This window comes from Janibacter sp. FSL W8-0316 (assembly GCF_038004165.1).
Classification (GTDB): domain Bacteria; phylum Actinomycetota; class Actinomycetes; order Actinomycetales; family Dermatophilaceae; genus Janibacter; species Janibacter indicus.
Genome location: NZ_JBBOQX010000001.1, coordinates 506,762 through 527,847 on the forward strand (window position 1 = coordinate 506,762; position 21,086 = coordinate 527,847).

Annotated in this window: 20 protein-coding genes, 1 pseudogene and 1 riboswitch; of the genes and pseudogenes, 13 read left to right on the plus strand and 8 right to left on the minus strand. The window is 71.7% G+C overall.

Going from position 1 to position 21,086, the window contains the following annotated elements; translation table 11 throughout:
- Position 1 precedes the first annotated feature (1 nt).
- From gcvH to gcvP, 6 genes are all read left to right on the plus strand, one after another.
- On the plus strand, positions 2–391 hold the full coding sequence (gene gcvH / locus NYE39_RS02405; protein ID WP_072624552.1) for a glycine cleavage system protein GcvH: 390 nt from the start codon (positions 2–4) through the stop codon (positions 389–391).
- Positions 392–472: 81 nt separating this feature from the next.
- Positions 473–922 carry an FHA domain-containing protein gene (locus NYE39_RS02410; protein WP_185222169.1) on the plus strand — a complete coding sequence of 150 codons (450 nt, stop codon included), beginning with the start codon at positions 473–475 and terminating at the stop codon, positions 920–922.
- A 2-nt stretch (positions 923–924) separates the two neighbouring features.
- The gene (ftsR, locus tag NYE39_RS02415; protein WP_226283242.1) at positions 925–1,629 is read left to right on the plus strand and encodes a transcriptional regulator FtsR; all 705 of its coding nucleotides are present in this window, start codon (positions 925–927) and stop codon (positions 1,627–1,629) included.
- 22 nt (positions 1,630–1,651) lie between these two features.
- Positions 1,652–2,128, plus strand: coding sequence for a bifunctional nuclease family protein (locus NYE39_RS02420; protein WP_192912137.1), 477 nt, complete (start codon positions 1,652–1,654; stop codon positions 2,126–2,128).
- Positions 2,129–2,283: 155 nt separating this feature from the next.
- Entirely contained in the window at positions 2,284–2,859 is a 576-nt protein-coding gene (locus NYE39_RS02425; RefSeq protein WP_094078824.1) for a MerR family transcriptional regulator, read from the plus strand.
- Between the two features lie 43 nt (positions 2,860–2,902).
- Positions 2,903–2,999, plus strand: a riboswitch (glycine riboswitch).
- Positions 3,000–3,071: 72 nt separating this feature from the next.
- The gene (gcvP, locus tag NYE39_RS02430) at positions 3,072–5,972 is read left to right on the plus strand and encodes an aminomethyl-transferring glycine dehydrogenase (RefSeq protein ID WP_192912138.1); all 2,901 of its coding nucleotides are present in this window, start codon (positions 3,072–3,074) and stop codon (positions 5,970–5,972) included.
- Positions 5,973–6,050: 78 nt separating this feature from the next.
- On the opposite strand, the gene NYE39_RS02435 is transcribed toward gcvP, so the two are convergent.
- Genes NYE39_RS02435 through NYE39_RS02445 form a run of 3 tightly spaced genes read right to left on the minus strand, consistent with a single transcriptional unit; the run spans position 6,051 to position 10,676 of the window.
- Complete coding sequence (locus NYE39_RS02435) at positions 6,051–9,317, minus strand: SMC family ATPase (protein ID WP_341011767.1); 3,267 nt, start codon at positions 9,315–9,317, stop codon at positions 6,051–6,053.
- Entirely contained in the window at positions 9,314–10,495 is a 1,182-nt protein-coding gene (locus NYE39_RS02440) for an exonuclease SbcCD subunit D (RefSeq protein WP_341011768.1), read from the minus strand. Before NYE39_RS02440 ends, NYE39_RS02435 begins: the two co-directional genes overlap by 4 nt.
- Before the next feature lie 10 nt (positions 10,496–10,505).
- The gene (locus NYE39_RS02445) at positions 10,506–10,676 is read right to left on the minus strand and encodes a hypothetical protein (RefSeq protein WP_341011769.1); all 171 of its coding nucleotides are present in this window, start codon (positions 10,674–10,676) and stop codon (positions 10,506–10,508) included.
- 207 nt (positions 10,677–10,883) lie between these two features.
- On the opposite strand from NYE39_RS02445, the gene NYE39_RS02450 reads away from it, so the two are divergent.
- Positions 10,884–12,365: a glutamate--cysteine ligase gene (locus tag NYE39_RS02450; protein ID WP_341011770.1), complete on the plus strand. Its 1,482-nt coding sequence runs from the start codon at positions 10,884–10,886 to the stop codon at positions 12,363–12,365.
- An 81-nt stretch (positions 12,366–12,446) separates the two neighbouring features.
- Here the strand turns inward: NYE39_RS02450 and NYE39_RS02455 are convergent, their stop codons facing one another.
- On the minus strand, positions 12,447–13,058 hold the full coding sequence (locus NYE39_RS02455) for a histidine phosphatase family protein (RefSeq protein ID WP_341011771.1): 612 nt from the start codon (positions 13,056–13,058) through the stop codon (positions 12,447–12,449).
- Positions 13,059–13,212: 154 nt separating this feature from the next.
- Between NYE39_RS02455 and NYE39_RS02460 the strand changes: the two genes are divergently transcribed.
- Positions 13,213–13,599 (plus strand): OsmC family protein, encoded by a 387-nt coding sequence (locus NYE39_RS02460; RefSeq protein WP_404813239.1) that lies wholly within the window; start codon positions 13,213–13,215, stop codon positions 13,597–13,599.
- Between the two features lie 6 nt (positions 13,600–13,605).
- On the plus strand, positions 13,606–14,652 hold the full coding sequence (locus NYE39_RS02465) for an ArsO family NAD(P)H-dependent flavin-containing monooxygenase (RefSeq protein ID WP_192912143.1): 1,047 nt from the start codon (positions 13,606–13,608) through the stop codon (positions 14,650–14,652).
- On the opposite strand, the gene NYE39_RS02470 is transcribed toward NYE39_RS02465, so the two are convergent.
- Positions 14,653–15,207 (minus strand): YceI family protein, encoded by a 555-nt coding sequence (locus NYE39_RS02470; RefSeq protein WP_072624566.1) that lies wholly within the window; start codon positions 15,205–15,207, stop codon positions 14,653–14,655.
- Positions 15,208–15,346: 139 nt separating this feature from the next.
- Here NYE39_RS02470 and NYE39_RS02475 point away from each other — a divergent pair, with 139 nt between their 5' ends.
- Positions 15,347–15,967, plus strand: coding sequence for an L-threonylcarbamoyladenylate synthase (locus tag NYE39_RS02475; protein WP_072624567.1), 621 nt, complete (start codon positions 15,347–15,349; stop codon positions 15,965–15,967).
- A gap of 19 nt (positions 15,968–15,986) precedes the next feature.
- On the opposite strand, the gene NYE39_RS02480 is transcribed toward NYE39_RS02475, so the two are convergent.
- Positions 15,987–17,177 carry a glycine C-acetyltransferase gene (locus tag NYE39_RS02480; protein WP_072624568.1) on the minus strand — a complete coding sequence of 397 codons (1,191 nt, stop codon included), beginning with the start codon at positions 17,175–17,177 and terminating at the stop codon, positions 15,987–15,989.
- A gap of 3 nt (positions 17,178–17,180) precedes the next feature.
- A complete protein-coding gene (gene tdh, locus NYE39_RS02485; RefSeq protein WP_072624569.1) occupies positions 17,181–18,221 on the minus strand; it encodes an L-threonine 3-dehydrogenase in 1,041 nt (346 codons plus the stop codon).
- A gap of 115 nt (positions 18,222–18,336) precedes the next feature.
- Between tdh and NYE39_RS02490 the strand changes: the two genes are divergently transcribed.
- From NYE39_RS02490 to NYE39_RS02500, 3 genes are read left to right on the plus strand one after another with little or no spacing between them, the layout of a single operon-like run.
- Positions 18,337–18,657, plus strand: a complete 321-nt coding sequence (locus NYE39_RS02490) for a DUF4190 domain-containing protein (protein WP_072626200.1) — start codon at positions 18,337–18,339, stop codon at positions 18,655–18,657.
- A gap of 53 nt (positions 18,658–18,710) precedes the next feature.
- Positions 18,711–19,400, plus strand: a complete 690-nt coding sequence (locus tag NYE39_RS02495; RefSeq protein ID WP_341011772.1) for a glycerophosphodiester phosphodiesterase family protein — start codon at positions 18,711–18,713, stop codon at positions 19,398–19,400.
- A 45-nt stretch (positions 19,401–19,445) separates the two neighbouring features.
- Positions 19,446–19,928, plus strand: a complete 483-nt coding sequence (locus NYE39_RS02500) for a hypothetical protein (RefSeq protein WP_341011773.1) — start codon at positions 19,446–19,448, stop codon at positions 19,926–19,928.
- Here NYE39_RS02500 and NYE39_RS02505 read toward each other — a convergent pair.
- Positions 19,903–21,029: pseudogene (locus NYE39_RS02505) on the minus strand (methyltransferase domain-containing protein). The gene NYE39_RS02500 and the pseudogene NYE39_RS02505 sit on opposite strands and share 26 nt — an antisense overlap.
- Positions 21,030–21,086 lie beyond the last annotated feature (57 nt).

The following is a 21,086-nucleotide window of genomic DNA, read 5'->3' on the forward strand; positions in this document are numbered from 1 at the left end:
GATGAGCGACGTGACCTACCCCGAGGACCTGCGGTACACGACCGACCACGAGTGGGTGCGCGAGACGGGTGACGGCACGGTGCGCGTCGGCATCACCCACTACGCGCAGGAGGCGCTCGGCGACGTCGTCTACGTCAGCCTCCCTGCGGTCGGTGACGCCGTCGAGTCCGGCGGCTCCTGCGGCGAGGTCGAGTCGACGAAGTCGGTGAGCGACCTCTACGCGCCCCTCCCGGGCACGGTCACGGCGGTCAACGACGCCCTCGACGCCACCCCCGAGCTGGTCAACTCCGACCCCTACGGCGAGGGCTGGATGTACGAGCTGCAGCTCGGCGACGGTGCCGACACCTCCGGTCTGCTCGACGCGGCCGCCTACCAGGCCGAGATCGGCTGACGCACGCGCACGACCGTGACCGGCCCGACGTGGGGCCGGTCACGTAGGCTTGACCACGGACACGACAGGAGGGAGCGCTGGATGAGCGGCAACAACGACAACCAGCCCGCACGACAGGACCCGGCGACCCAGCAGTTCACCGGCGTGGGGAGCAGCCTGCCGGCTGACCTGCCGGACTCGGACTACCACCTCACCCGCGACGAGCAGGCGACGGTCGACGCGCTCAACCCCGGCACGGCGCTGCTCATCGTGCTGCGTGGTCCCAACACCGGGGCGCGATTCCTGCTGGACGACGCCGAGGTGACCACCGGTCGTGGCCCGGAGAGCGACATCTTCCTCGACGACGTGACCGTCTCGCGCAAGCATGCGGTCTTCTCCCGCGACGGGCAGGGCTTCGGGGTGCGCGACGTGGGCTCGCTCAACGGCACCTACGTCAACAAGGAGCGCATCGACCAGGCTGCGCTGCGCACCGGCGACGAGGTCCAGATCGGCAAGTTCCGCCTCGTCTACTACGCCAGCTCCGCCAGCTGACATTGCCTGATGACCGCATCGGGATCGGGGCCCTGATCGCTCGGCTCGAGGGCGACTTCCCCGACCTCACGATCAGCAAGGTGCGCTTCCTCGAGAGCGAGGGCCTGGTGACGCCGGCCCGCACGGCGTCGGGCTACCGCAAGTACTCGGCCGACGACGTCGACCGGTTGCGCTACGTCCTCACGGCACAGCGGGACCGTTTCTGGCCGCTCAAGGTCATCAGGGAGCGTCTCGACGCCCTCGACCGGGGTCTCGACGTCGCCGACGACGGGGCGGTCGTGGCGCCGACGCACGACCAGCCCGCGGGTGGGCGGCTCGGTCCACGTGACCGGGGCCGCCCCCTTCGGCTGACGGCCATCGAGCTGCAGCACGCAGCCGACATCGACACCGGCACCTTCCGTGAGCTGATCGCCTACGGGCTGCTGCCCAAGTCCCGCGACCACTTCGACGCCGCCGATCTCGAGGTGGCTCGCGCCTGCGGGGCACTCGTCGACGCGGGCATCGACGTGCGCCACCTGCGTCCCTTCAAGAGTGCCGCCGAGCGCGAGCTCGGTCTCGCCGAGCACGTCCTGGGTCAGCAGGCCCTGCGGGGCCGCGGCGCCGACGCCGCCGGGCTCGACGACGAGAGGGTGCAGCGACAGGTCGTCGAGGACTGCCTCGAGCTCCACGTCGCGCTGGTGCGACGTGGCCTCGACGACGGCACCTGACCCGGAGGGATACGGTGTGGGGGTGAAGCCGCTCGACGTCCTCGGTGTCCGCGTGGAGATGCCCACCTCCCAGCCCATCGTGCTCCTGCGGGAGCGTGACGGCGGTCGTCACGTGCCGATCTGGATCGGGGCCGCGGAGGCCACGGCGATCGCCTACGCCCAGGAGGGGGTTGAGCCGCCGAGGCCGCTGACCCATGACCTGCTCGTCAACGTCATCGACGCACTGGACCGCCAGCTGACGACGGTGCGCATCGACGCCGTACTCGAGGGGGTCTTCCACGCCACCCTCGTCCTCGACGACGGCACGGAGATCTCCTCGCGCAGCTCGGACGCGATCGCTCTCGCGCTGCGCACCGGCGCCGAGGTGGTGACCACCGACGAGGTCCTCGACGAGGTCGGCATCGAGTCGTCCGACGACGAGGAGGACGAGGTGGCCAAGTTCAAGGAGTTCCTCGACGAGGTGTCCCCGGAGGACTTCGAGGCGCCGGGCGAGGACTGAGTCCGCGACCTGATCGTTACCGACACGCGCCCTCCTCGCGGGCGAGATGTTTGACCCCCGGGGGAGGTCGCCGTAGCGTCGAAGACATCACCGGTAGCACACCGGTGTCATTCCCGGTCGCATCGGTCGGGCCGACGGTGAAGCAGGAGGGCGCAGTGGACGCCACGACGGACGAGGGCAAGACCCCGGTTCGCGCCCAAGGCGTGCTCTTCGACGACGACCTGCCCGAGCTGTCCGAGGACATCGGTTACCGCGGTCCCGCCGCGTGCAGCGCCGCCGGGATCACCTACCGCCAGCTGGACTACTGGGCCCGCACCGGGCTCGTCGAGCCGTCGGTGCGAGGCGCCGCCGGCTCCGGCAGCCAGCGGCTCTACGGCTTCCGCGACATCCTGGTGCTCAAGGTGGTCAAGCGACTGCTCGACACCGGTGTCTCCCTCCAGCAGATCCGCGTCGCGATCCAGCACCTGCGCGAGCGCGGGGTCGAGGACCTGGCCCAGATCACCCTGATGAGCGACGGCGCGAGCGTCTACGAGTGCACGTCGGCCGACGAGGTCATCGACCTGGTCCAGGGAGGCCAGGGGGTCTTCGGCATCGCCGTGGGTCGCGTGTGGCGCGAGGTCGAGGGTTCGCTGCTCGAGATCCCGAGCGAGCGCATGGGCGGCGACGACGAGGCGCCCACCGAGCTGCCCGGCGACGAGCTCTCGGCACGCCGCCGCGCCAAGCTCGCCTGACGCCATCCCCTCAGCGTGGCCGCTGATAGCCTGTGGCCGCTGCTCACCCCGCGGGGGAGAGTCCTCGCACCTGTCGGTTGCGGGGCGCCGAAGGGGCAAACTCCCCGGAACCTCTCAGGCGCCAGGACCTCGTGGATCAGGCACCTCTGGAGCGCTCGCGCGTGACAGATGGGGAGGCTGACTTCGTGTCCACCCACGTTCAAGGGAGCCTCATGAGCGCCTCGTCCCCCCTGTCCGAGTTCGTCGGCCGTCATGTCGGCCCCCGTGCGGACGACGTCGAGCAGATGCTCGGCCTGATCGACCAGCCCACGCTCGACGCGCTCTGCGATGCGGCCGTCCCCGGTGCGATCCGCCAGACCGATGCGCTCGGCATCGAGGCGGCCCCGAGCGAGCTGGCGGTCATCGAGGAGCTGCGCGCCCTCGCCGCCAAGAACACGGTGCACACGTCGATGATCGGCCTGGGCTACTACGGCACGGTGACGCCGTCGGTCATCCAGCGCAATGTCCTCGAGAACCCCGCGTGGTACACCGCCTACACGCCCTACCAGCCCGAGATCAGCCAGGGCCGGCTCGAGGCGCTGCTCAACTTCCAGACGATGGTCGCCGACCTCACCGGGCTGCAGACCTCGGGCTCCTCCCTTCTCGACGAGGGCACCGCCGCAGCCGAGGCGATGACCGTCATGCGGCGCTCGAGCAAGGCCGCCAAGGACGCGGTCCTCCTCGTCGACGCCAACACCTTCCCGCAGACGCAGGCGGTCATCAGCACCCGTGCGGTGCCCCTGGGCATCGACGTGGTCGTCGCCGACCTCACTGGTGTCGACACCGTGGACGCGCTGCGCGCGGCCGCCGGCGATCGTGACGTCTTCGGCGTCCTCGTCCAGTACCCGGGCGCCGACGGCATCATCGGCGACTGGCGCGCCCTGACGGCCGCGGCCCACGAGGTCGGGGCACTCGTCACGGCCGCCGCCGACCTGCTCGCACTGACGCTGCTCACTGCACCGGGGGAGTGGGGCGCGGACGTCGCGGTCGGCACGACCCAGCGCTTCGGTGTGCCGATGGCCTTCGGCGGTCCCCACGCCGGCTACATGGCCGTCCGGGCCGGCCTCGAGCGGACCCTGCCCGGTCGTCTCGTCGGGGTCTCCGTGGACGCCGTCGGCCGTCCGGCATACCGCCTCGCCCTCCAGACGCGTGAGCAGCACATCCGTCGCGACAAGGCGACGAGCAACATCTGCACCGCGCAGGTCCTGCTCGCGGTGATGGCCTCGATGTACGCCGTCTACCACGGCCCCGACGGCCTCCAGGCGATCGCCGAGCGGGTCCACGCCACCGCGGTCGGGCTCGCGACGCGGCTGCGCGAGGCGGGCGTCGACGTGGCCGAGGGTCCGTGGTTCGACACCCTGCGCGTGACGATCCCCGGTGGCGCCGCTGACGCGGTCGCGGCTGCGCTCTCCGCGGGGGTCAACATCTGGCAGGCCGACGCCGACACCCTCCTGGTCTCCGTCGACGAGACCACCGACCCGAGCGAGGTCGCTGCGGTGGCGGGTGCGCTCGGCGCTTCAGGTGACGGTGCCGTGGCCGACGAGGTCGACTCCACGCACGCTCCCCGCGTCAGCCCTGACTGGCCCGCGGCGTTGGTGCGGACGAGCGACTACCTGACCCACCCGGTCTTCCACTCCCACCGCAGCGAGACGGCGATGCTGCGCTACCTGCGGCGGCTGTCCGACCGGGACTTCGCGCTGGACCGCGGCATGATCCCGCTCGGCTCGTGCACGATGAAGCTCAACGCCACGACCGAGATGGTCGCCATCACCTGGCCGGAGTTCGCCGGTCTGCACCCCTTCGCTCCCGACGACCAGACCGTCGGCATCCGCGAGCTCGTCGGGCAGCTGAGCGGCTGGCTCAGCGAGGTCACCGGCTACCACTCGGTGTCGCTGCAGCCCAACGCCGGCTCGCAGGGCGAGCTCGCCGGTCTGCTGGCGATCCGCGCCTATCACGCGGCCAACGGCCAGGCGGAGCGGCGCATCTGCCTCATCCCCGCCAGCGCCCACGGCACCAATGCCGCGTCTGCGGTCATGGCCGGCATGAAGGTCGTCGTCGTCAAGACCGCCGAGGGCGGTGACATCGACATGGACGACCTGCGCAGCAAGGTCGAGCAGCACCGCGACGACCTCTCGGCGATCATGGTGACCTACCCCAGCACCCACGGCGTCTTCGAGGACACGATCAGCGAGCTGTGCGCCCTGGTGCACGACGCGGGCGGTCAGGTCTACGTCGACGGGGCCAACCTCAACGCCCTCGTCGGCCTCGCGCAGCCCGGGCGCTTCGGCGCGGACGTCAGCCACCTCAACCTGCACAAGACCTTCTGCATCCCGCACGGGGGCGGCGGCCCGGGCGTGGGCCCGGTGGCGGTGCGCGAGCACCTTTCGCCCTACCTGCCCAACCACCCCCTGGCGGAGGCAGCGGGTCCGGCCACCGGTGTCGGCCCGATCAGTGCGGCGCCCTACGGCTCGGCGGGCATCCTCCCGATCTCGTGGGCCTATGTGCGGCTCATGGGCGGTGACGGTCTGTCGCGGGCGACCCAGGTGGCCGTGCTCAACGCCAACTACATCGCCCGACGTCTGGGCGACCACTACCCCGTGCTCTACAGCGGCCCGGGTGGCGTCGTGGCCCACGAGTGCATCCTCGACCTGCGTGGCTTGACCAAGGACACCGGGGTCACCGTCGACGACGTCGCCAAGCGACTCATCGACTACGGCTTCCACGCGCCGACGATGAGCTTCCCGGTCGCGGGCACGCTCATGGTCGAGCCGACCGAGTCCGAGGACAAGGGCGAGATCGACCGCTTCTGCGACGCGATGATCGCCATCCGCCGCGAGATCGACGAGGTGGGTACCTCCGGCGACGTCGAGGCCTCCGTCCTGCGCAATGCTCCGCACACGGCGGCCGAGCTGGCGGGGGAGTGGACCCACTCCTACGACCGGTCCACCGCCGTCTTCCCGGTCGGCGTCGACGCAGCAGACAAGTACTGGCCCCCGGTCGCCCGCATCGACGGTGCCTACGGTGACCGCAACCTCGTCTGCTCCTGCCCGTCGCCGGAGGCCTTCGAGGACTGAGTCGGCCCCCTTCGTGGGCGGGTCGAGGTGATGGGGACCGTCTATCCGGTCGCGGCCACCTCGACCCGGGCGGAGGGGTCAGGCTGCGCCCGGGACGCCCGTGATCGTGACGGTCGAGCCGTGGTGCGACTTGTCGATGCGCACCTGGGTGGGGATGCGGGTGCGCATCTCGCTGACGTGGCTCACCACCCCGACGCAGCGACCGCCGTCACGCAGGCCGTCGAGGACGTCGAGCACCTGCTCGAGGCTGTCCTGGTCGAGGCTGCCGAAGCCCTCGTCGACGAAGAGCGTGCCGAACTCGATCCCGCCCGACTCCTCACGGATCGCGTCGGCGAGCCCGAGCGCCAGGGCGAGGGAGGCGGTGAAGGACTCACCTCCGGACAGGGTCGCCGTCGCCCGGTCCTGACCGGTCCACAGGTCGCGGACGAGGAGGCCCAGGCCTCCGCGCCGCTGGCCCCTGGCGGACGTGTCGTCGTGCGCCAGCTCGTAGCGCCCGTCGGCCATCGCCGACAGGCGTGAGTTGGCCAGCTCGACGATCCGCTCCAGTCGCGCGGCGAGCACATAGGTGCTCAGCCGCATGCGCTTGTCGTTGTCGGCGCTCGTCCCGGTGACGAGGTCGGCGATCCGCCGCACGAGCTCGGCCTCGGCGGCGGCGGGTCCGATGAGCGCGCACTCGTCGATCACGAGCTGGGAGACGCGCACGAGCTGTCGGTGCACCGTGGCCGTGCTCGCCTGATGGCGGCGAGCGTCGTCGGCCTCGTGCTTGGCTCGCGCGGCAGTGGCTGCCAGCTCGTCGACGTCGGCAGGCTCGGCATCGAGCGCGGCCACCACATCGGGCTCGGCGAGGACCTGGTGTGCTGTGGCCAGCTGCTGCTCATGCGATCGGACACGACTGTCGAGCTCAGCCACCTCGGTCCTCGGGCGAGCCGCTGCCCGCACACTGTCAGCGTCGTCGAAGCCGTGCTCCACGAGGGCGTCCGACAGGTGGCGAGCCGCCTGGGCCACCCCGGCTCGTGCCCGACGCTCGTCGATCGTGGCCGCGGCGAGGGTCTCTGCATGCGTCACGGCCCGGGCGTGTACCTGGTCGACCCGTCGCACGTGGTCCACGAGGTCACCGACCCATCGGCGGGTCGCCTCGACCTCCTCCGGGCGGTCCACGCGGTCGAAGGGGGGGCGGCTCACCTCGTCGAGGCGCGCGTCGGCCGGGTCAACGCACGCGCAGGTGGTCGCGTGCTCCGCCACGGCCGCGCCGATCGCGTCGGCAGCCTCGGCCAGCTGCTCGCAGAGCTGGTCGCGGCGGGCCCGCAGCGAGGCGAGCTCGTCGGCGGCCTCACGCACGGATGCGTGGGCACGCAGCAGCCGGGCGGCCCGCTCCTCGACGCGACGCTCGACCTCAGCGGACGTCCCGACCGAGGTGCGCAGCTCGGACACCTCGCTCGCGAGCTCCTCGCGGACTGCGAGCTCGGCGGGCGACACCTCGAAGAGGTCCACCGGTGCATTGGGCGCTGCCGCGGCGGGCTCGCAGTCGGGCTCGTCGGACTCGCCGCACTCGGACGCGCCGACCGCGGCGAGGCGGAGCACCTCGGCGCGAGCGACCTCCAGCTGTGCGGCCACCTCTCCCCGTGCCTGGCGGGCGGCCTCGTGGACCCGCTCGGCGTCACCGGCGACCGCTCGCGCGGCCTCGATGTCCTCCGGGGTGACGACCCGGGTCGACCGCGCGAGCCGGGGGTGCTCGGTGGACCCGCAGACGGAGCAGGGGTCGCCCTCGGAGAGCAACCCCGCGAGCTCCCCCGCCATGTTGTCGAGACGGGCCGCCACGAGCTCCTGGACGCCTGCGCGCAGCTCCTGGACGTGCTCGCGCGCCGCCTGGGCTTCGTCGGTCGCGCGGCGCAGGTCCGACTCGACAGCCCTCGCCCCACGGCGGGCCGCGATCAGCGCGTCGAGCCGGTCGAGCTCGGCAGCGGACGCGGTCAGTCGCTCCCGGTCGTGCTGGAGTCGCTCGCGCACCACGTCGTCGGCCTCGGCCTCCTCCGTGAGCCGGGTGACGAGCTCCTCGGTCCGTGACAGCGTGGCTCGAGACCGGGAGAGTCGCTCCGCGAGGACGGGCAGCTCCTCCGATCGGCGCCGCAGAGCGACGGCCTCGTGGCGCGCCCGCTCGAGGCGGAGAGTGCCCTCGGCGAGCGCCCCAGCGTCCTCGCCGCCGTCCACGGGCCCGTCGGACCCCTCGTCGGGCTCTTGGAGGTCGATCGCGTCGACCCACGTGGCCCACCGGGTGCGCAGCCCCTCGGGCAGCGCGGCGACGGCCTCCTCGCGTGACTGCCGTGCCGCGGCGAGGGCGGACTCCGCGCGCGCCATGGCCGCGACGTGGGGGAGAGCTGCGGCGGCCGCCCTCGCCTCCTCGAGGGTGCGTCGCCGGGTGGCGTGCTCGTCGGCGACCGCCTCGAGGTCGGCCACCTGGCTGCGGGCCGCAGCACCACGACGCCGCAGGTCGATGCATCGCCGCTCGGCATCAAGAGCCTCGCGCGCGGCCCCGGCAGCCGTATCGGCCTGGTCGACACGGGTCATCGCCTCGGCGACCACCCGCTCGAAGGCCTCGCCGACCGCGCTGAGCGCCTCCGGCAGCTGCGTCGCGTCGAGGTCGGCCCACGCGGCGTCGGGCTCGGGCAGCTCCTCCTCGACGGCCGAGAGCACGTCGACGAGGTGCGTCACGTGGGTCGACAGCTGGGCCCGTGACTGCTTGAGCGTCGCCTCGGTCGACTGCCGGCGTCGGACCAGCTCCTCCTCGACGCCGGCGTAGTCGGAGATGTCGAAGAGCCGCTCGAGGACCTCGCGACGTTGCTCGTCGGTGGCCCGCAGGAAGGCGGCGAAGTCTCCCTGGGGCAGCATGACGACCCGACGGAACTGCTCGAGCCCCATGCCCAGCAGGTCGTCGAGCACCTGGGCCGTCTCGTCGATGCGGGTGCTCACGGTGTGCCAGCCAGCAGCGCGTCGCTCCTCGAGGCGCACTCCGGCGGGCTCGGTGGTCGTGCCCGAGCCGCGTCGCTTGGGACGCTCGTGGGCGGGGTGGCGGACCACCCGCAACCGACGCTCGCCCAGGGTCAGCTCGAGCTCGACCTCCGTGGGGACATCGGCTGCGGCGTGCTGGCTGCGCAGCGAGGTGCTCTGGCGGTCGCCGGGCACGCCCGCGTAGAGCGCGAAGCAGATCGCGTCGAGCAGGCTCGTCTTGCCCGAGCCGGTCGGACCGTGGATGAGGTAGAGGCCGCCCGCCCCGATGGTCTCGAGGTCGAGCTCGATCGTGCCGGCGAAGGGCCCGAAGGCGCTGGCCCGCAGGCGGTGGAGTCTCACGCGACGCCTCGCCGGCGACGCCGAGGAGCCCCGTGCTCCTCTGCCCGGTCACGGTCGCGTCGACCGGCCTCGAGGGCATCGGAGAGCAACCGGCGCTCGTCGTCGTCGGCGGTGGCTCCCCGCCGCACGTCGCTCACGAAGTCGCAGCACACCTCGAGCGGCTCGCGCCGCCGGACCCGGGCGGCGTAGCTGTGCACGGGCACGACGTCACCACTGGGCTCGAAGCCCAGCTGGAGGAGGTGGGGGAAGCGTCGTCGCAACCTGTCGTAGGCACCGACGGGACGGATCGGGTCGGTGAGGGTGACCTGGACCCACGCCCGCTCCGCCGCCTCGTGACACGCGTCGGTGAGCACCTCGTCGAGAGTGCCGCGCACGAGGGCGATCTCCCGGTGGACGGGCGCGGCAACCTGTTCGACGGTGGTCGCTCCGCGCTCGTCGAGCGTCACGAGCAGGGACCCCTTGGTCTGGCCGGCCTCGCTGAAGGACATGGCCACCGGCGACCCGCTGTAGCGGACGGTCTCTCCCACCTGCTGGGGCCGGTGGAGGTGACCGAGGGCGGTGTAGGCCACGCCGTCGAAGGTGCTCGCCGGGACCATCGCCACGCTACCGGTGGTGATGTCGCGCTCGGAGTCGCTCGCCGCGCCGCCGCTGGCGAAGCAGTGGGCCATGACGACGGACCGCGGACCACGACCCGCGACGTCGGCGCGCACCCGCTCCATCGCGGCGGTGAGCACGGCCGCGTGCGAGCGCTCGGTGACGCCGAGCTCGTCGGTCACGGTCGTGGCAGTCGGCTCGAGGTAGGGGATGGCGTGGACGGCCGTGTCGCCGACGAGCACGGGAGATCCGATCGAGCGCACGTCGGAGCGGATGTGCAGCCCGGCCCGCTGCAGGAGGTCGGCGGCGAAGCCCAACCTGATCGCGGAGTCGTGGTTGCCGCTGGAGAGCACGACCTGTGACCCCGCATCGATGAGCCGGGTCACCGCCTCGGAGAGCAGCTCGACGGCCTCGGGCGGCGGGAGGGCCCGGTCGTAGACGTCACCCGAGACGAGCACGGCGTCGACCGCCTCGCTCCGCACCGTCTCGACGAGGTGGTCCACGTAGTCCGACTGTGCCGGCAGCAGGCCTGCGCCGTGGAAGGCCCGCCCCAGGTGCCAGTCGGAGGTGTGGATCAGCTTCATGACCACCACGCTATGAGGCACCGCCGACAACCCGGTGGCGCGACACCCCCTTCGCCATGACGAAGGGGGTGAGCACGAGGGGTGCGCTCGTGAACTCACTGAGGAGGGCGTTGACCCCGACCCAGGCGTACCCGGCTCCGAGGGCAGCGCCCAGGAGCGTGCCGACGAGTGCGAGGTGCACGGCCTCGACCGCGAGCAGGGCCGGCGTGCCCGTCGAGGCACGCCCGGGCGCGGGCGGTGCCTTCCGGTCGTCGGGGCGTCGTCTCGGAGGTCACCGGCCGAGCGTAGGCAGGGCGAAGGGGGCGCGCATCCGACCGTGGTCTGATCCTCGCCGTGGACCGGTCGCGTGGGTAGATTCAGCAGCAGCCGACCGCGAAGAGGTGGACCCATGGGCAAGGAAGTTGCCGCGCAGAGCTACAGCCGCGAGGAGCGTCAGCGCTACCGGGAGAAGGTCCAGCAGAACCTCGACGTCTTCGAGCGGATGCTCAACGAGCGCGCCTTCGACGAGGAGGTGCCGCTCACCGGGCTGGAGATCGAGCTCAACCTCATCGACGACGGGCAGCAGCCGGCCTTCGTCAACGACGAGGTGCTCGAGGCGATCGCCGACCCCGAGTACCAGACCGAGCTCGCGCAGTTCAACATCGAGCTCAACGTCGCGCCGCGGCCGCTGCCGGGTGACTCGGCCCTGCGACTCGAGGAGAGCCTGCGCGAGTCGCTCAACCGCGCCGAGTCCAAGGCCGAGGAGGCGGGGGCGCGGATCATCGCCATCGGGATCCTGCCGACGATCCGGCCCGAGCACTTCCAGGGCGAGTGGATCAGCGACAACAACCGCTACACGGCGCTCAACGACTCGATCTTCGTCGCCCGTGGCGAGGACATCGTCCTCGACATCGAGGGACCCACGGGGGAGCGGCTGCACACCTTCGCCGACTCGATCGCCCCGGAGTCGGCGTGCACCTCGGTCCAGCTGCACCTGCAGGTCGGTCCGACGCAGTTCGCCGACCACTGGAATGCTGCACAGATCATCTCGGCGCCGCAGCTGGCGCTCGCCGCCAACTCGCCCTTCTTCTTCGGACGTCGGCTGCACGCCGAGACCCGGGTCGCGCTCTTCGCCCAGGCGACCGACACCCGGCCGATCGAGCTGAAGAACCAGGGCGTGCGTCCGCGCGTCTTCTTCGGCGAGCGGTGGATCACCTCGATCTTCGACCTCTTCGAAGAAAACGTGCGCTACTTCCCGGCGCTGCTCGCGGAGGCGACCGAGGAGGACCCGGTCGCCGTGCTCGACGCCGGGGGCACCCCCGAGCTCGGCGAGCTCAACCTGCACAACGGCACCGTCTACCGGTGGAACCGCCCGATCTACGATCCCGGCAAGGGGCACCCGCACGTCCGCGTCGAAAACCGTGTCCTGCCCGCCGGCCCGACGATCATCGACACCCTGGCCAACGCCGCCTTCTACTACGGCTGCGTGCGCACGCTGGCCAACGAGGACCGGCCCATCTGGACCCGGATGTCCTTCCCGGCCGCGGAGGCCAACTTCGAGACGGCGGCCCGCGACGGCATCAACGCCCGGCTCTACTGGCCCGGCCTCGGCGAGCTCGGCGCCGACGAGCTCGTGCTGCGCCACCTGCTGCCGATGGCCAGACGCGGCCTGGAGGACTGGGGCGTGGCCGAGAGAGTCATCACCCGCTACCTGTCGGTCATCGAGGGACGCTGCACCTCGGGCGTCAACGGCGCCGTGTGGCAGAGCGAGTGCGTACGGCGACTCGAGGAGGCCGGGCTGGACCGGGCTGCCGCCCTGGCCGAGATGACCGGGCTCTACACCGAGCACATGCACACCAACGCCCCGGTGCACACCTGGCCCCTGCCCTAGCCCCTGTGGCTGCATTGCCCTACGGCAATGCGGCCTCCGCGGGCCGGACCCTGCATTGCCGTAGGGCAATGCAGAGTGTCGTCAGCAGTTCCAGCTGATGATGCAGGGGTCCTCGCGGTGGTGGCCGAGCACGGCCAGCCGGGAGGCGTCGAGCGTCAGCTGGGCCGCGAGCCGGGGAGAGGTGCGCAGCCACACGGTCGCCAGGATCCGCGAGGTGTGACCGTGGCCGACGAGGACGACGTCGCCGTCGTGCAGGTGTGGTCGCACACGGGCCAGCACCCGAGAGGCCCGGGCCGCGACCTCCTCGACGGTCTCGCCCGGCGTGGCCCCCGGGAGCACTCCGTCGCGGAAGACGTCCCAGTCGGCGCCGAGCTCCTCGCGGATCTGCGCCGTCGAGCGACCCTCGTAGGCTCCGTAGTCCCACTCGCGCAGGTCCGGGTCGACCGAGGCCTCGAGCCCGGCGAGGGTTGCGGTGTCGCGAGCTCGCCGCAGGTCGGAGGTGAGGGTCATCACGGGGCGGACGCCGAGCTCCTCGAGCCGCCCTGCGGCCCGGGTGGCGCGGGCCCGGCCCTCGTCGGTCAGGGGCAGGTCGGTGCTGCCCGTGTGCCGTCCGTCGCGGCTCCACTCGGTCTCGCCGTGCCGCAGCAGCACGAGTCGACCGGCGGGCGGGGACATGGGGGTGGGGGAGGCCATGCGGCCCAGACTAGTGACGGCCCGGTCTGTCAGGATTGCCCTCGGGCCGTGAGCGGCGGCCGCACCGACCACTTGGAGGCTGACCATGACGAGCGATGAGCCCACGGGCGGGACGGGCCCTGGCCACCGCAGTGTCGAGCTGACCCGAATCGCGTTGGGGCGCTATGAGATCCGCAATGCTCGGGGCGGCACGATCACCATCGGCGACGGCTCGACCGACGACTTCACGCCCGTGGAGCTGCTCCTCGCCGCGCTCGCCGGGTGCAGCTCCGTCGACGTCGACCACATCACCTCCCGTCGCGCCGAGCCCGAGTCCTTCCACGTCGTCGCCGAGGGAGAGAAGGTCTCCACCCCCGAGGACGGCAACCACATGAGCGACCTGGCCGTCACCTTCCGACTGGGCTTCCCCGAGGGCGAAGGGGGAGACCGCGCCCGGGCGGCCTTCCCGCGATCGGTGGCCCAGTCGCGCGACCGGCTGTGCACCGTCTCGCGGACGGTGCAGATCGGGGTCCCCGTGGAGATGACGGCCGAGGACGCCTGAGGCCGTATGCCCCGACAGGTCGACGTCGCCGTCCTCGGCGGTGGTCAGGCGGGTCTGGCGACCTCTTACCACCTGCGCCGCGTCGGCATCGACCACGTCGTGCTCGACGATCGCGCCCATCCGGGTGGGGCCTGGGCCTCGACGTGGCCGTCGCTGCGGCTCTTCTCGCCGTCGGCCTACTCCTCCCTTCCCGGCTGGCCCATGCCACCGCACCCCGACACCTTCCCGCCGGTGCAGCACGTGCGGGCCTACCTGCGCGACTACGAGGCGCGCTACGACCTGCCCGTGGAGCGACCGGTGCGTGTCGACGACGTACGGAGCACCCCCGACCGGCTCCTCGTCGGGACCGACCACGGCGAGCTCGCGGCGCGCTACGTCGTGAGTGCCACGGGGACGTGGGCGGCCCCCTTCGTCCCGATGATCGAGGGGGCGAGCACCTTTGCCGGTCGCCAGCTGCACAGCGCGCAGTACCGCGGTCCCGAGGAGTTCGCAGGGCAGCGCGTCGCGGTGGTCGGTGGGGGCAACTCCGGGGTGCAGATCACTGCCGACCTCGTCGAGACAGCCGAATGGGTCTCGCTCGTCACGGCACGGCGGCTGCGCTTCCTGCCCGACGACGTCGACGGTCGGCACCTCTTCGACGAGGCGAGCGCCCGGCTGCGCGACCCGCACGCCGCCGAGGCGGCCTTCGTCGGCAACATCGTCGCCCTGCCCGCCGTGCGCCGCGCCCGGGAGCGAGGAGCGCTGCGCGTGCGGGCGATGTTCGACCGGATGGTCCCCGAGGGAGCCGTCATCGGGCGCGACCGGATCGAGCTCGACACGGTGATCTGGTGCACCGGCTTCCGGCCCGCGCTGCGGCATCTGCGCTCGCTGCGGCTGCGCACCTCCGCCGGCATCCCGGAGGTCAGCGGCAACCGCTCCGTGCGCGACCGGCGGGTCTGCTTCGTCGGGTACGGCGACTGGACCGGGCCCGCGTCGGCAACCCTCATCGGGGTCGGACGCACGGCCAAGGCACTCGCGGCCGAGCTCGCCACGGAGCTCGGCGCGCGAGGGTGACTACTGGTCTTGCTTGACCAGGGAGATCTCGAACTCGAGGTCGATCTTGTCGGAGACGAGCACGCCCCCCTTGTCGAGCGGCATGTTCCACTCCAGCCCGTAGTCGCGGCGGTTGACCCGGCGCGAGCCCTCGAAGCCGGCACGGACGGCGCCGAAGGAGTCGACCATGACGCCACCGAGCTCGAGGGGGATGGTGATCTGCTTGGTGACGTCGCGGATCGTCAGGTCGCCGCTCACGATGTAGGCGCGCTCGCGGATCTCCTCGATGTTGGTGCTGACGAAGGTGATGTCGGGGAAGCGCTCGACGTCGAAGAAGTCGGGGCTGCGCAGGTGGTCGTCGCGCTGGCCATTGCGGGTGTCGACGCTCGCTGCCTTGAGGGTGACCTGGGCGGTGGAGCCGTCGAGGTCGTCGACGTCGACGCGCACGTCGCCGGTCACGTCGTTGAAGGAGCCGCGGACCGTGGAGATCATCGCGTGGCGGGCCGAGAAGCCGATGCGGCTGTGGCCGGGGTCGATGGTCCAGTGACCGTTGAGGTCGAGCTCGTTGTCCGTCATGTGCTCCCCTGGGACGAAGGAAAAGTCGTTGAAGAATGCAGCAACGACCTGTGGCTCGTCCAGTCTCACAGCAGACGCCCCGGATCCGGGGGAGTCGGGGCCCTCGCGTGGCGCGGTGCGCGACGCCTACGGTGGACCCATGGCCACCTTCGTCGAAGTCCACCCCGACAACCCCCAGCCCCGCACCGTCGGCAAGGTCGTCGAGCGGCTGCGCGAGGGGGCCCTCGTCGCCTTCCCCACGGACTCCGGCTATGCCCTCGGCGGCCGCCTCGACGACCAGGCGATCAAGGACCGGATCGGCGAGATCCGCCGCCTCGACGACAAGCACCACTACACGCTGCTGTGCGCCGACTTCGCCCAGCTGGGGCAGCTCGTGCACGTCGACAACGCGATCTTCCGGGCGGTCAAGGCGGCCACGCCGGGTCCCTACACCTTCATCCTCCCGGCGACCAAGGAGGTGCCCCGTCGACTGCTCCACGCGAAGAAGAAGACCGTCGGCGTGCGCATCCCCGACCACCCGCTCTCGCAGGCGCTGCTCGCCGGGCTGGGCGACCCAATGCTCATCTCGACCCTCCTGCTGCCGGGGGAGTCGCGGACCCCGACCTTCGGCTGGGACGTCAAGGAGGAGCTCGACCACCAGGTCGACATCGTCATCGACGCCGGCGAGGTGAGCACCGAGCCGACGACGGTCGTCGACCTGTCGTCGGGCGCTGCCGAGATCGCCCGCTACGGGGCGGGGGATGTCACCCCTTTCGAGTGACGAAGGGGGCGACCACCCGTCAGGAGCCGAGGACCTCGTCCCGGGCGGCGACGAAGGCCGCGACACAGGCCCGCACGTCGTCCTCGCTGTGCGCCGCCGAGAGCTGGACCCGGATGCGTGCCTGACCCTGCGGGACCACCGGGTAGGAGAAGGCGATGACGTAGACGCCGTGCTCGAGCATGGCATCGGCGATCTGCGCGGCCTGCCGCGCGCCGTCCTCGCCGGGGAACATCACCGGGGTGATCGGGTGCGACCCCGGGAGCAGCTCGAAGCCCTCCTCCGTCATCAGCTCACGGAAGAGAGCAGTGTTGCGCTGCAACGTCTCTCGCGCCTCGTCGGAGCCGCGCGCGATCTCGATCGCCTTGAGCGACCCGGCCGCGACGACCGGGGCCACGGCATTCGAGAAGAGGTAGGGCCGTGAGCGCTGGCGCAGCAGGGCGATGACCTCCGCCGGGCCGCTGACGTAGCCGCCGCTCGCTCCGCCGAGGGCCTTGCCGAGCGTTCCGGTGAGCAGGTCGACGCGGTCGGCGACACCGCAGGCCTCAGGAGTGCCGCCGCCACCGGCACCGACGAAACCCACCGCGTGGGAGTCGTCGACGAGCACCATCGCGCCGTACTCCTCGGCGAGGTCGCAGATCTGCTCCAGCGGGGCGAGGTAGCCGTCCATGGAGAAGATGCCGTCGGTGACGATGACGGTGCGCCGGGCTCCCCTCGCCGCCTCGAGCTGGGCCCGCAGGTCGTCCATGTCGGCATTGGCGTAGCGGTAGCGCGCGGCCTTGCTCAGCCGGATGCCGTCGATGACCGAGGCGTGGTTGAGTGCGTCGGAGATGATCGCGTCGTCCTTGCCGAAGAGCACCTCGAAGACGCCGCCGTTGGCGTCGAAGCAGCTCGAGTAGAGGATCGTGTCCTCGGTGCCGAACCAGTCGGACAGAGCGCCCTCGAGGCGGGTGTGCTGCTCCTGCGTGCCGCAGATGAAGCGCACGCTCGCCATGCCGAAGCCCCACTCCTGCAAGGCATCCGCGGCTGCGGCCAGGACCTCGGGGTGGTCGGCGAGGCCGAGGTAGTTGTTGGCGCAGAAGTTGATCGCCTGCGCCTTGGTCGTCGTGATGTGGGCCTGCTGGGGGCTGGTGAGCTGCCGCTCGTCCTTCCACAGCCCGGCGTCACGGATCTCCTGCAGCGTGGCGGAGAGGTCGTCCTTGATCGTGTACATGCGTCAGCTCCAGTCGATGATGACCTTGCCGCACTCTCCCGAGGCGGCGGTGGCAAAGGCGTCCTCCCACTGCTCCGCGGGGAAGCGGTGGGTGATGACCGAGGAGATCGCCTCGCGCAGCGCGGGCGAGGTCGAGAGCATCGAGCTCATGGTGTACCAGGTGTCGTACATCTCCCGGCCGTAGATGCCCTTGATGGTCACCATGTGCGTGATGACCTTGCCCCAGTCGACGGGGTAGGGGTCCTTGGGCAGCCCGAGCATCGCGATCCGGCCGCCGTGGTTGAGGTGGTCGAGCATGTCGGCGACCGCCGGGGGAGCCCCCGACATCTCGAGGCCGACGTCGAAACCCTCCTTCATCCCGAGCTCGCGCATGGCTTCACCCAGGTTGCTCGTGGCGGCGTTGACGAGCAGGTCGGCACCGGCCCCCTTCGCCAGCTCCAGCCGGGTGTCCGACAGGTCGGTCACGGCGATGTGCCTGGCACCGACGTGACGGGCGATGGCCGCGGCCATGACGCCGATCGGCCCCGCCCCGGTGATGACGACGTCCTCGCCCGCGAGGGGGAAGGACAGGGCGGTGTGCACGGCATTGCCCAGGGGGTCGAAGACCGCACCGAGGTCGGGGTCGATGTCGTCGTGGTGGACCCAGGCATTGCCCGCCGGGATGACGACGTGGTCGGCGAAGGCGCCGTCGCGGTTGACGCCCACCCCGATGGTGTTGATGCACAGGTGCCGTCGCCCGGCGCGGCAGTTGCGGCAGGTGCCGCAGACGATGTGGCCCTCGCCGGAGACCCGGTCGCCGACGCGCACGCTCGTCACGTTGCGGCCGACCTCGTCGACGACGCCGTAGAACTCGTGACCGATGACCTGCGGCGTGCGGGGCACGGCCGCTGCTGCCCAGTCGTCCCACCCGTGCAGGTGCAGGTCGGTGCCGCACAGGCCCGCTCGCAGGACACGGATGCGGACGTCGTCGTCGCCGGGGTGCGGCTCGGGGACGTCGGCGAGCTCCAGACCGGGGCCAGGACGGGGCTTGGCGAGTGCTCGCATGCTTCTCCTGTCGTGGGGTGCGGGGGTGACCGCGGACACGACAGTAGACCCTGTGACGAAGGGGGGAGTGCTCCCCGTGGTCGTCGCGGCGCGGCGCGCATACGGTGGAGTCACCATGACGCAGCCACCCCCGCAGATCCCGCCGCCCTACCCCTTCCAACCGGTGCGCCAGCACGGCACGGCGACCGCCGCGCTGGTCCTCGGGATCCTGGGCATCGTCGTCGTGCCCGGTCTGGGGATCGTCGCGTGGATCCTCGGCCACATGGCGCTCAAGGAGATCGACGCCAACCCGCAGGCCGGGTGGTCCAACCGCGACCACGCCAACATCGGCAAGATCCTCGGCATCGTCGGCACGGCCCTGTTCGCGATGATCTTCCTCTGCGTCGGGCTGTACTTCGTCGGGCTCTTCGCCATCCTCGCCGGATCAGGAGCCTGACCCGCGGCGCGGACCCCTGTTGCGGCACGTGGCACCTCGCTAGGGTCTCGAACGTGCGCACCGCCCTTGTCGCCTCCGCCACCGCCCTCCTCCTCGCCTGCGGCACGACCGCCGCCGGGTCGGCACCCGAGCCGGACAACCCCTGGCTCGGTCAGCGGGTGATGAACATGGCCCACTCGGGCGGTGAGGACGAGGCCCCGATGAACACGATGTACGCCTTCGAGCGGGCGGAGGAGCTCGGGGCCGACATGCTCGAGCTCGACGTGCAGCTGACCGCCGACGGCGATCTGGCGGTGATCCACGACGCCACGGTGGACGACTCCACCGACCACACGGGCCGGGTCGCCGACTTCACGATGGAGCAGCTGCGGGCCATGGACGCCGCCCACTGGTTCGTCCCCGGGCGCAGCACGGTGCACGACGACCCCGACGCCGAGCACCCGCTGCGGGGGGCCAGGTACGGCGACGTCACGGTGTCCGGGCACGAACCGAGCGACTTCGGTGTCCCCTCGCTGCAGGACGTCCTCGAGCGATTCCCGGACACCCCGGTCAACATCGAGATCAAGGGCAGCGGCACCCCGCAGTCCTTCCTCGCGGCCGCCGAGGCCCTCGGGAGCCGGCTGGCCGACAGCGACCGGACCGACCTGATCGTGGGCTCCTTCGACGACGCGGCGCTGGCCCGCTTCCACGAGCTGGCACCGCAGGTCGACATGTCCGCGGGGCAGCAGGCGATGATCAGCTAATACCTGACGGACGCGCCGCTGCCCGACGGGGTCGTCGCCCTGCAGGTGCCGATCACCTACTCCGGCCTCCGTGTCGTCACCCGTGACTTCGTCGACCGTGCCCACGAGGACGGCTACGCCGTGCACGCGTGGTTCAGCGGGAGCGCCCCCGATGACGCGAGGACCTACGGCGAGGTGGTGGAGACCTGCGTCGATGCCCTGATGCCGGCTCGGCCCTCGGTGCTCGAGGAGGTCTTCGCCGACCTCGGGACGGAGCGGCCCACGCCCGGCGGCACCCCTCCGCGCAGCGAGTGTGCCCTCGACCAGCCCACGGAGCCGACCGACCCGGGCGAGCCCACGGAGCCGGGGGAACCCACTGAACCCACTGAGCCCACCGAGCCCACCGACCCCGGCGGACCCGCGGAGCCGACCGCGCCGGCACCACCCTCGACGGGCCCGGGCGACGACACGACCACCCCCGCGGGCGAGCCCGAGCGGCCCCGGGTGGTCCAGACCGACGGGATCAGCGCCGCTCCAGCAGCACGATGACCTCGTGGTGCCGGGTCTGGGGGAACATGTCGAACAGCCGCGCCTCGACGACCCGGTGGCCCGGGAGCGCGGCGAGATCAACCGCCAGGCTGCGGGCGTTGCAGCTGGAGTAGACCACGTGCCGTGGCGCCGCGGCCTCGATCGCGGCGCAGAGCCGGGGACCGATCCCGCGGCGGGGAGGGTTGACGACGACGAGCTCGTGATCGACCTCGTCGAGCACCCGGGCGTCGCCGACCCGGAAGTCGGCGGCGACCCCGAGCTCGGCCGCCGAGCGGCGGGCGCTCGCGACCGCGTCGGGCGCCACCTCGACCCCCTCGACACGGCGCGCGTCGGCTCCCTTCGCCATCGCGGCGTTGAGGGCGAAGCCGCCGACCCCGCAGTAGAGGTCGAGGACGCTGCGTGGCGCGATCTCGTCGACCCACGCCCGGGCCTGGCGGTACAGCCCGGCCGCGACCACGGTGTTGGTCTGGAAGAAGCTGCGCGGTCGCAGGTGGAAGACGATGTCGTCCAGCCGCATCGGCAGGGTCTCCTCGTCGGTGAGGACGATCTCCTCCTCGCCCTCGAGTACCGCCTTGTGCTCCGGCTGGAGGTTGACCGAGACGACCCGCAGGCCCGGTGCCGCCGCGCGCAGCGCGTCCAGACCCCGTCGGATCCGGCCGACCTGCCCGGGTGAGCGCAGCACGAAGCGCACCATGAGCTCGCCGTCGGGCGAGCCGGTCACGATGAGGTGCTTCAGCTCGCCCTGGCGGCCCGGCACGTCGAAGGGGGTCAGGCCCAGCTCGGCGACGGCGGGCACGAGCCGGTCCAGTGCAGCCGCGAGGTGCGGCTCGTAGAGCCCGCACTCGGGCAGGGAGACGCCCGCTGGGCGGCGTCGAGGATGCCGAAGGTCGGTGCGTCGCGGGTCCCGGCGACGACGAGCTTCGCCTTGTTGCGGAAGGCCGACTCCGGCCCGACGAAGGGGGCCTGCCACACGTCCGCGGGGACGGCGTCCGCGAGGACTTCGCGCACCTCGCGCTCGAGGTCGACGACCTGCCGCTCGTAGGGGAGGCCCATGAGGGTGCACGAACGGCACTCACCGGCCTCGTGGTGTGAGCAGCGCATGGGGTTCACCTAACCATCCGGCATCGTCAGGTCTCTCATCCGGCACCGACGGCGGAT

Coding starts and splice junctions, on each gene's coding strand:
- NYE39_RS02440 (WP_341011768.1), bottom strand. CDS start 10,495: ATGAAGCTGATCCACACCTCCGACTGGCACCTGGGGCGGGCCTTCCAC.
- NYE39_RS02490 (WP_072626200.1), top strand. CDS start 18,337: ATGACGCAGCCACCCCCGCAGATCCCGCCGCCCTACCCCTTCCAACCG.
- NYE39_RS02465 (WP_192912143.1), top strand. CDS start 13,606: ATGCCCCGACAGGTCGACGTCGCCGTCCTCGGCGGTGGTCAGGCGGGT.
- gcvH (WP_072624552.1), top strand. CDS start 2: ATGAGCGACGTGACCTACCCCGAGGACCTGCGGTACACGACCGACCAC.
- NYE39_RS02450 (WP_341011770.1), top strand. CDS start 10,884: ATGGGCAAGGAAGTTGCCGCGCAGAGCTACAGCCGCGAGGAGCGTCAG.
- NYE39_RS02470 (WP_072624566.1), bottom strand. CDS start 15,207: ATGACGGACAACGAGCTCGACCTCAACGGTCACTGGACCATCGACCCC.
- NYE39_RS02455 (WP_341011771.1), bottom strand. CDS start 13,058: ATGGCCTCCCCCACCCCCATGTCCCCGCCCGCCGGTCGACTCGTGCTG.
- tdh (WP_072624569.1), bottom strand. CDS start 18,221: ATGCGAGCACTCGCCAAGCCCCGTCCTGGCCCCGGTCTGGAGCTCGCC.
- NYE39_RS02410 (WP_185222169.1), top strand. CDS start 473: ATGAGCGGCAACAACGACAACCAGCCCGCACGACAGGACCCGGCGACC.
- NYE39_RS02475 (WP_072624567.1), top strand. CDS start 15,347: ATGGCCACCTTCGTCGAAGTCCACCCCGACAACCCCCAGCCCCGCACC.
- NYE39_RS02480 (WP_072624568.1), bottom strand. CDS start 17,177: ATGTACACGATCAAGGACGACCTCTCCGCCACGCTGCAGGAGATCCGT.
- gcvP (WP_192912138.1), top strand. CDS start 3,072: ATGAGCGCCTCGTCCCCCCTGTCCGAGTTCGTCGGCCGTCATGTCGGC.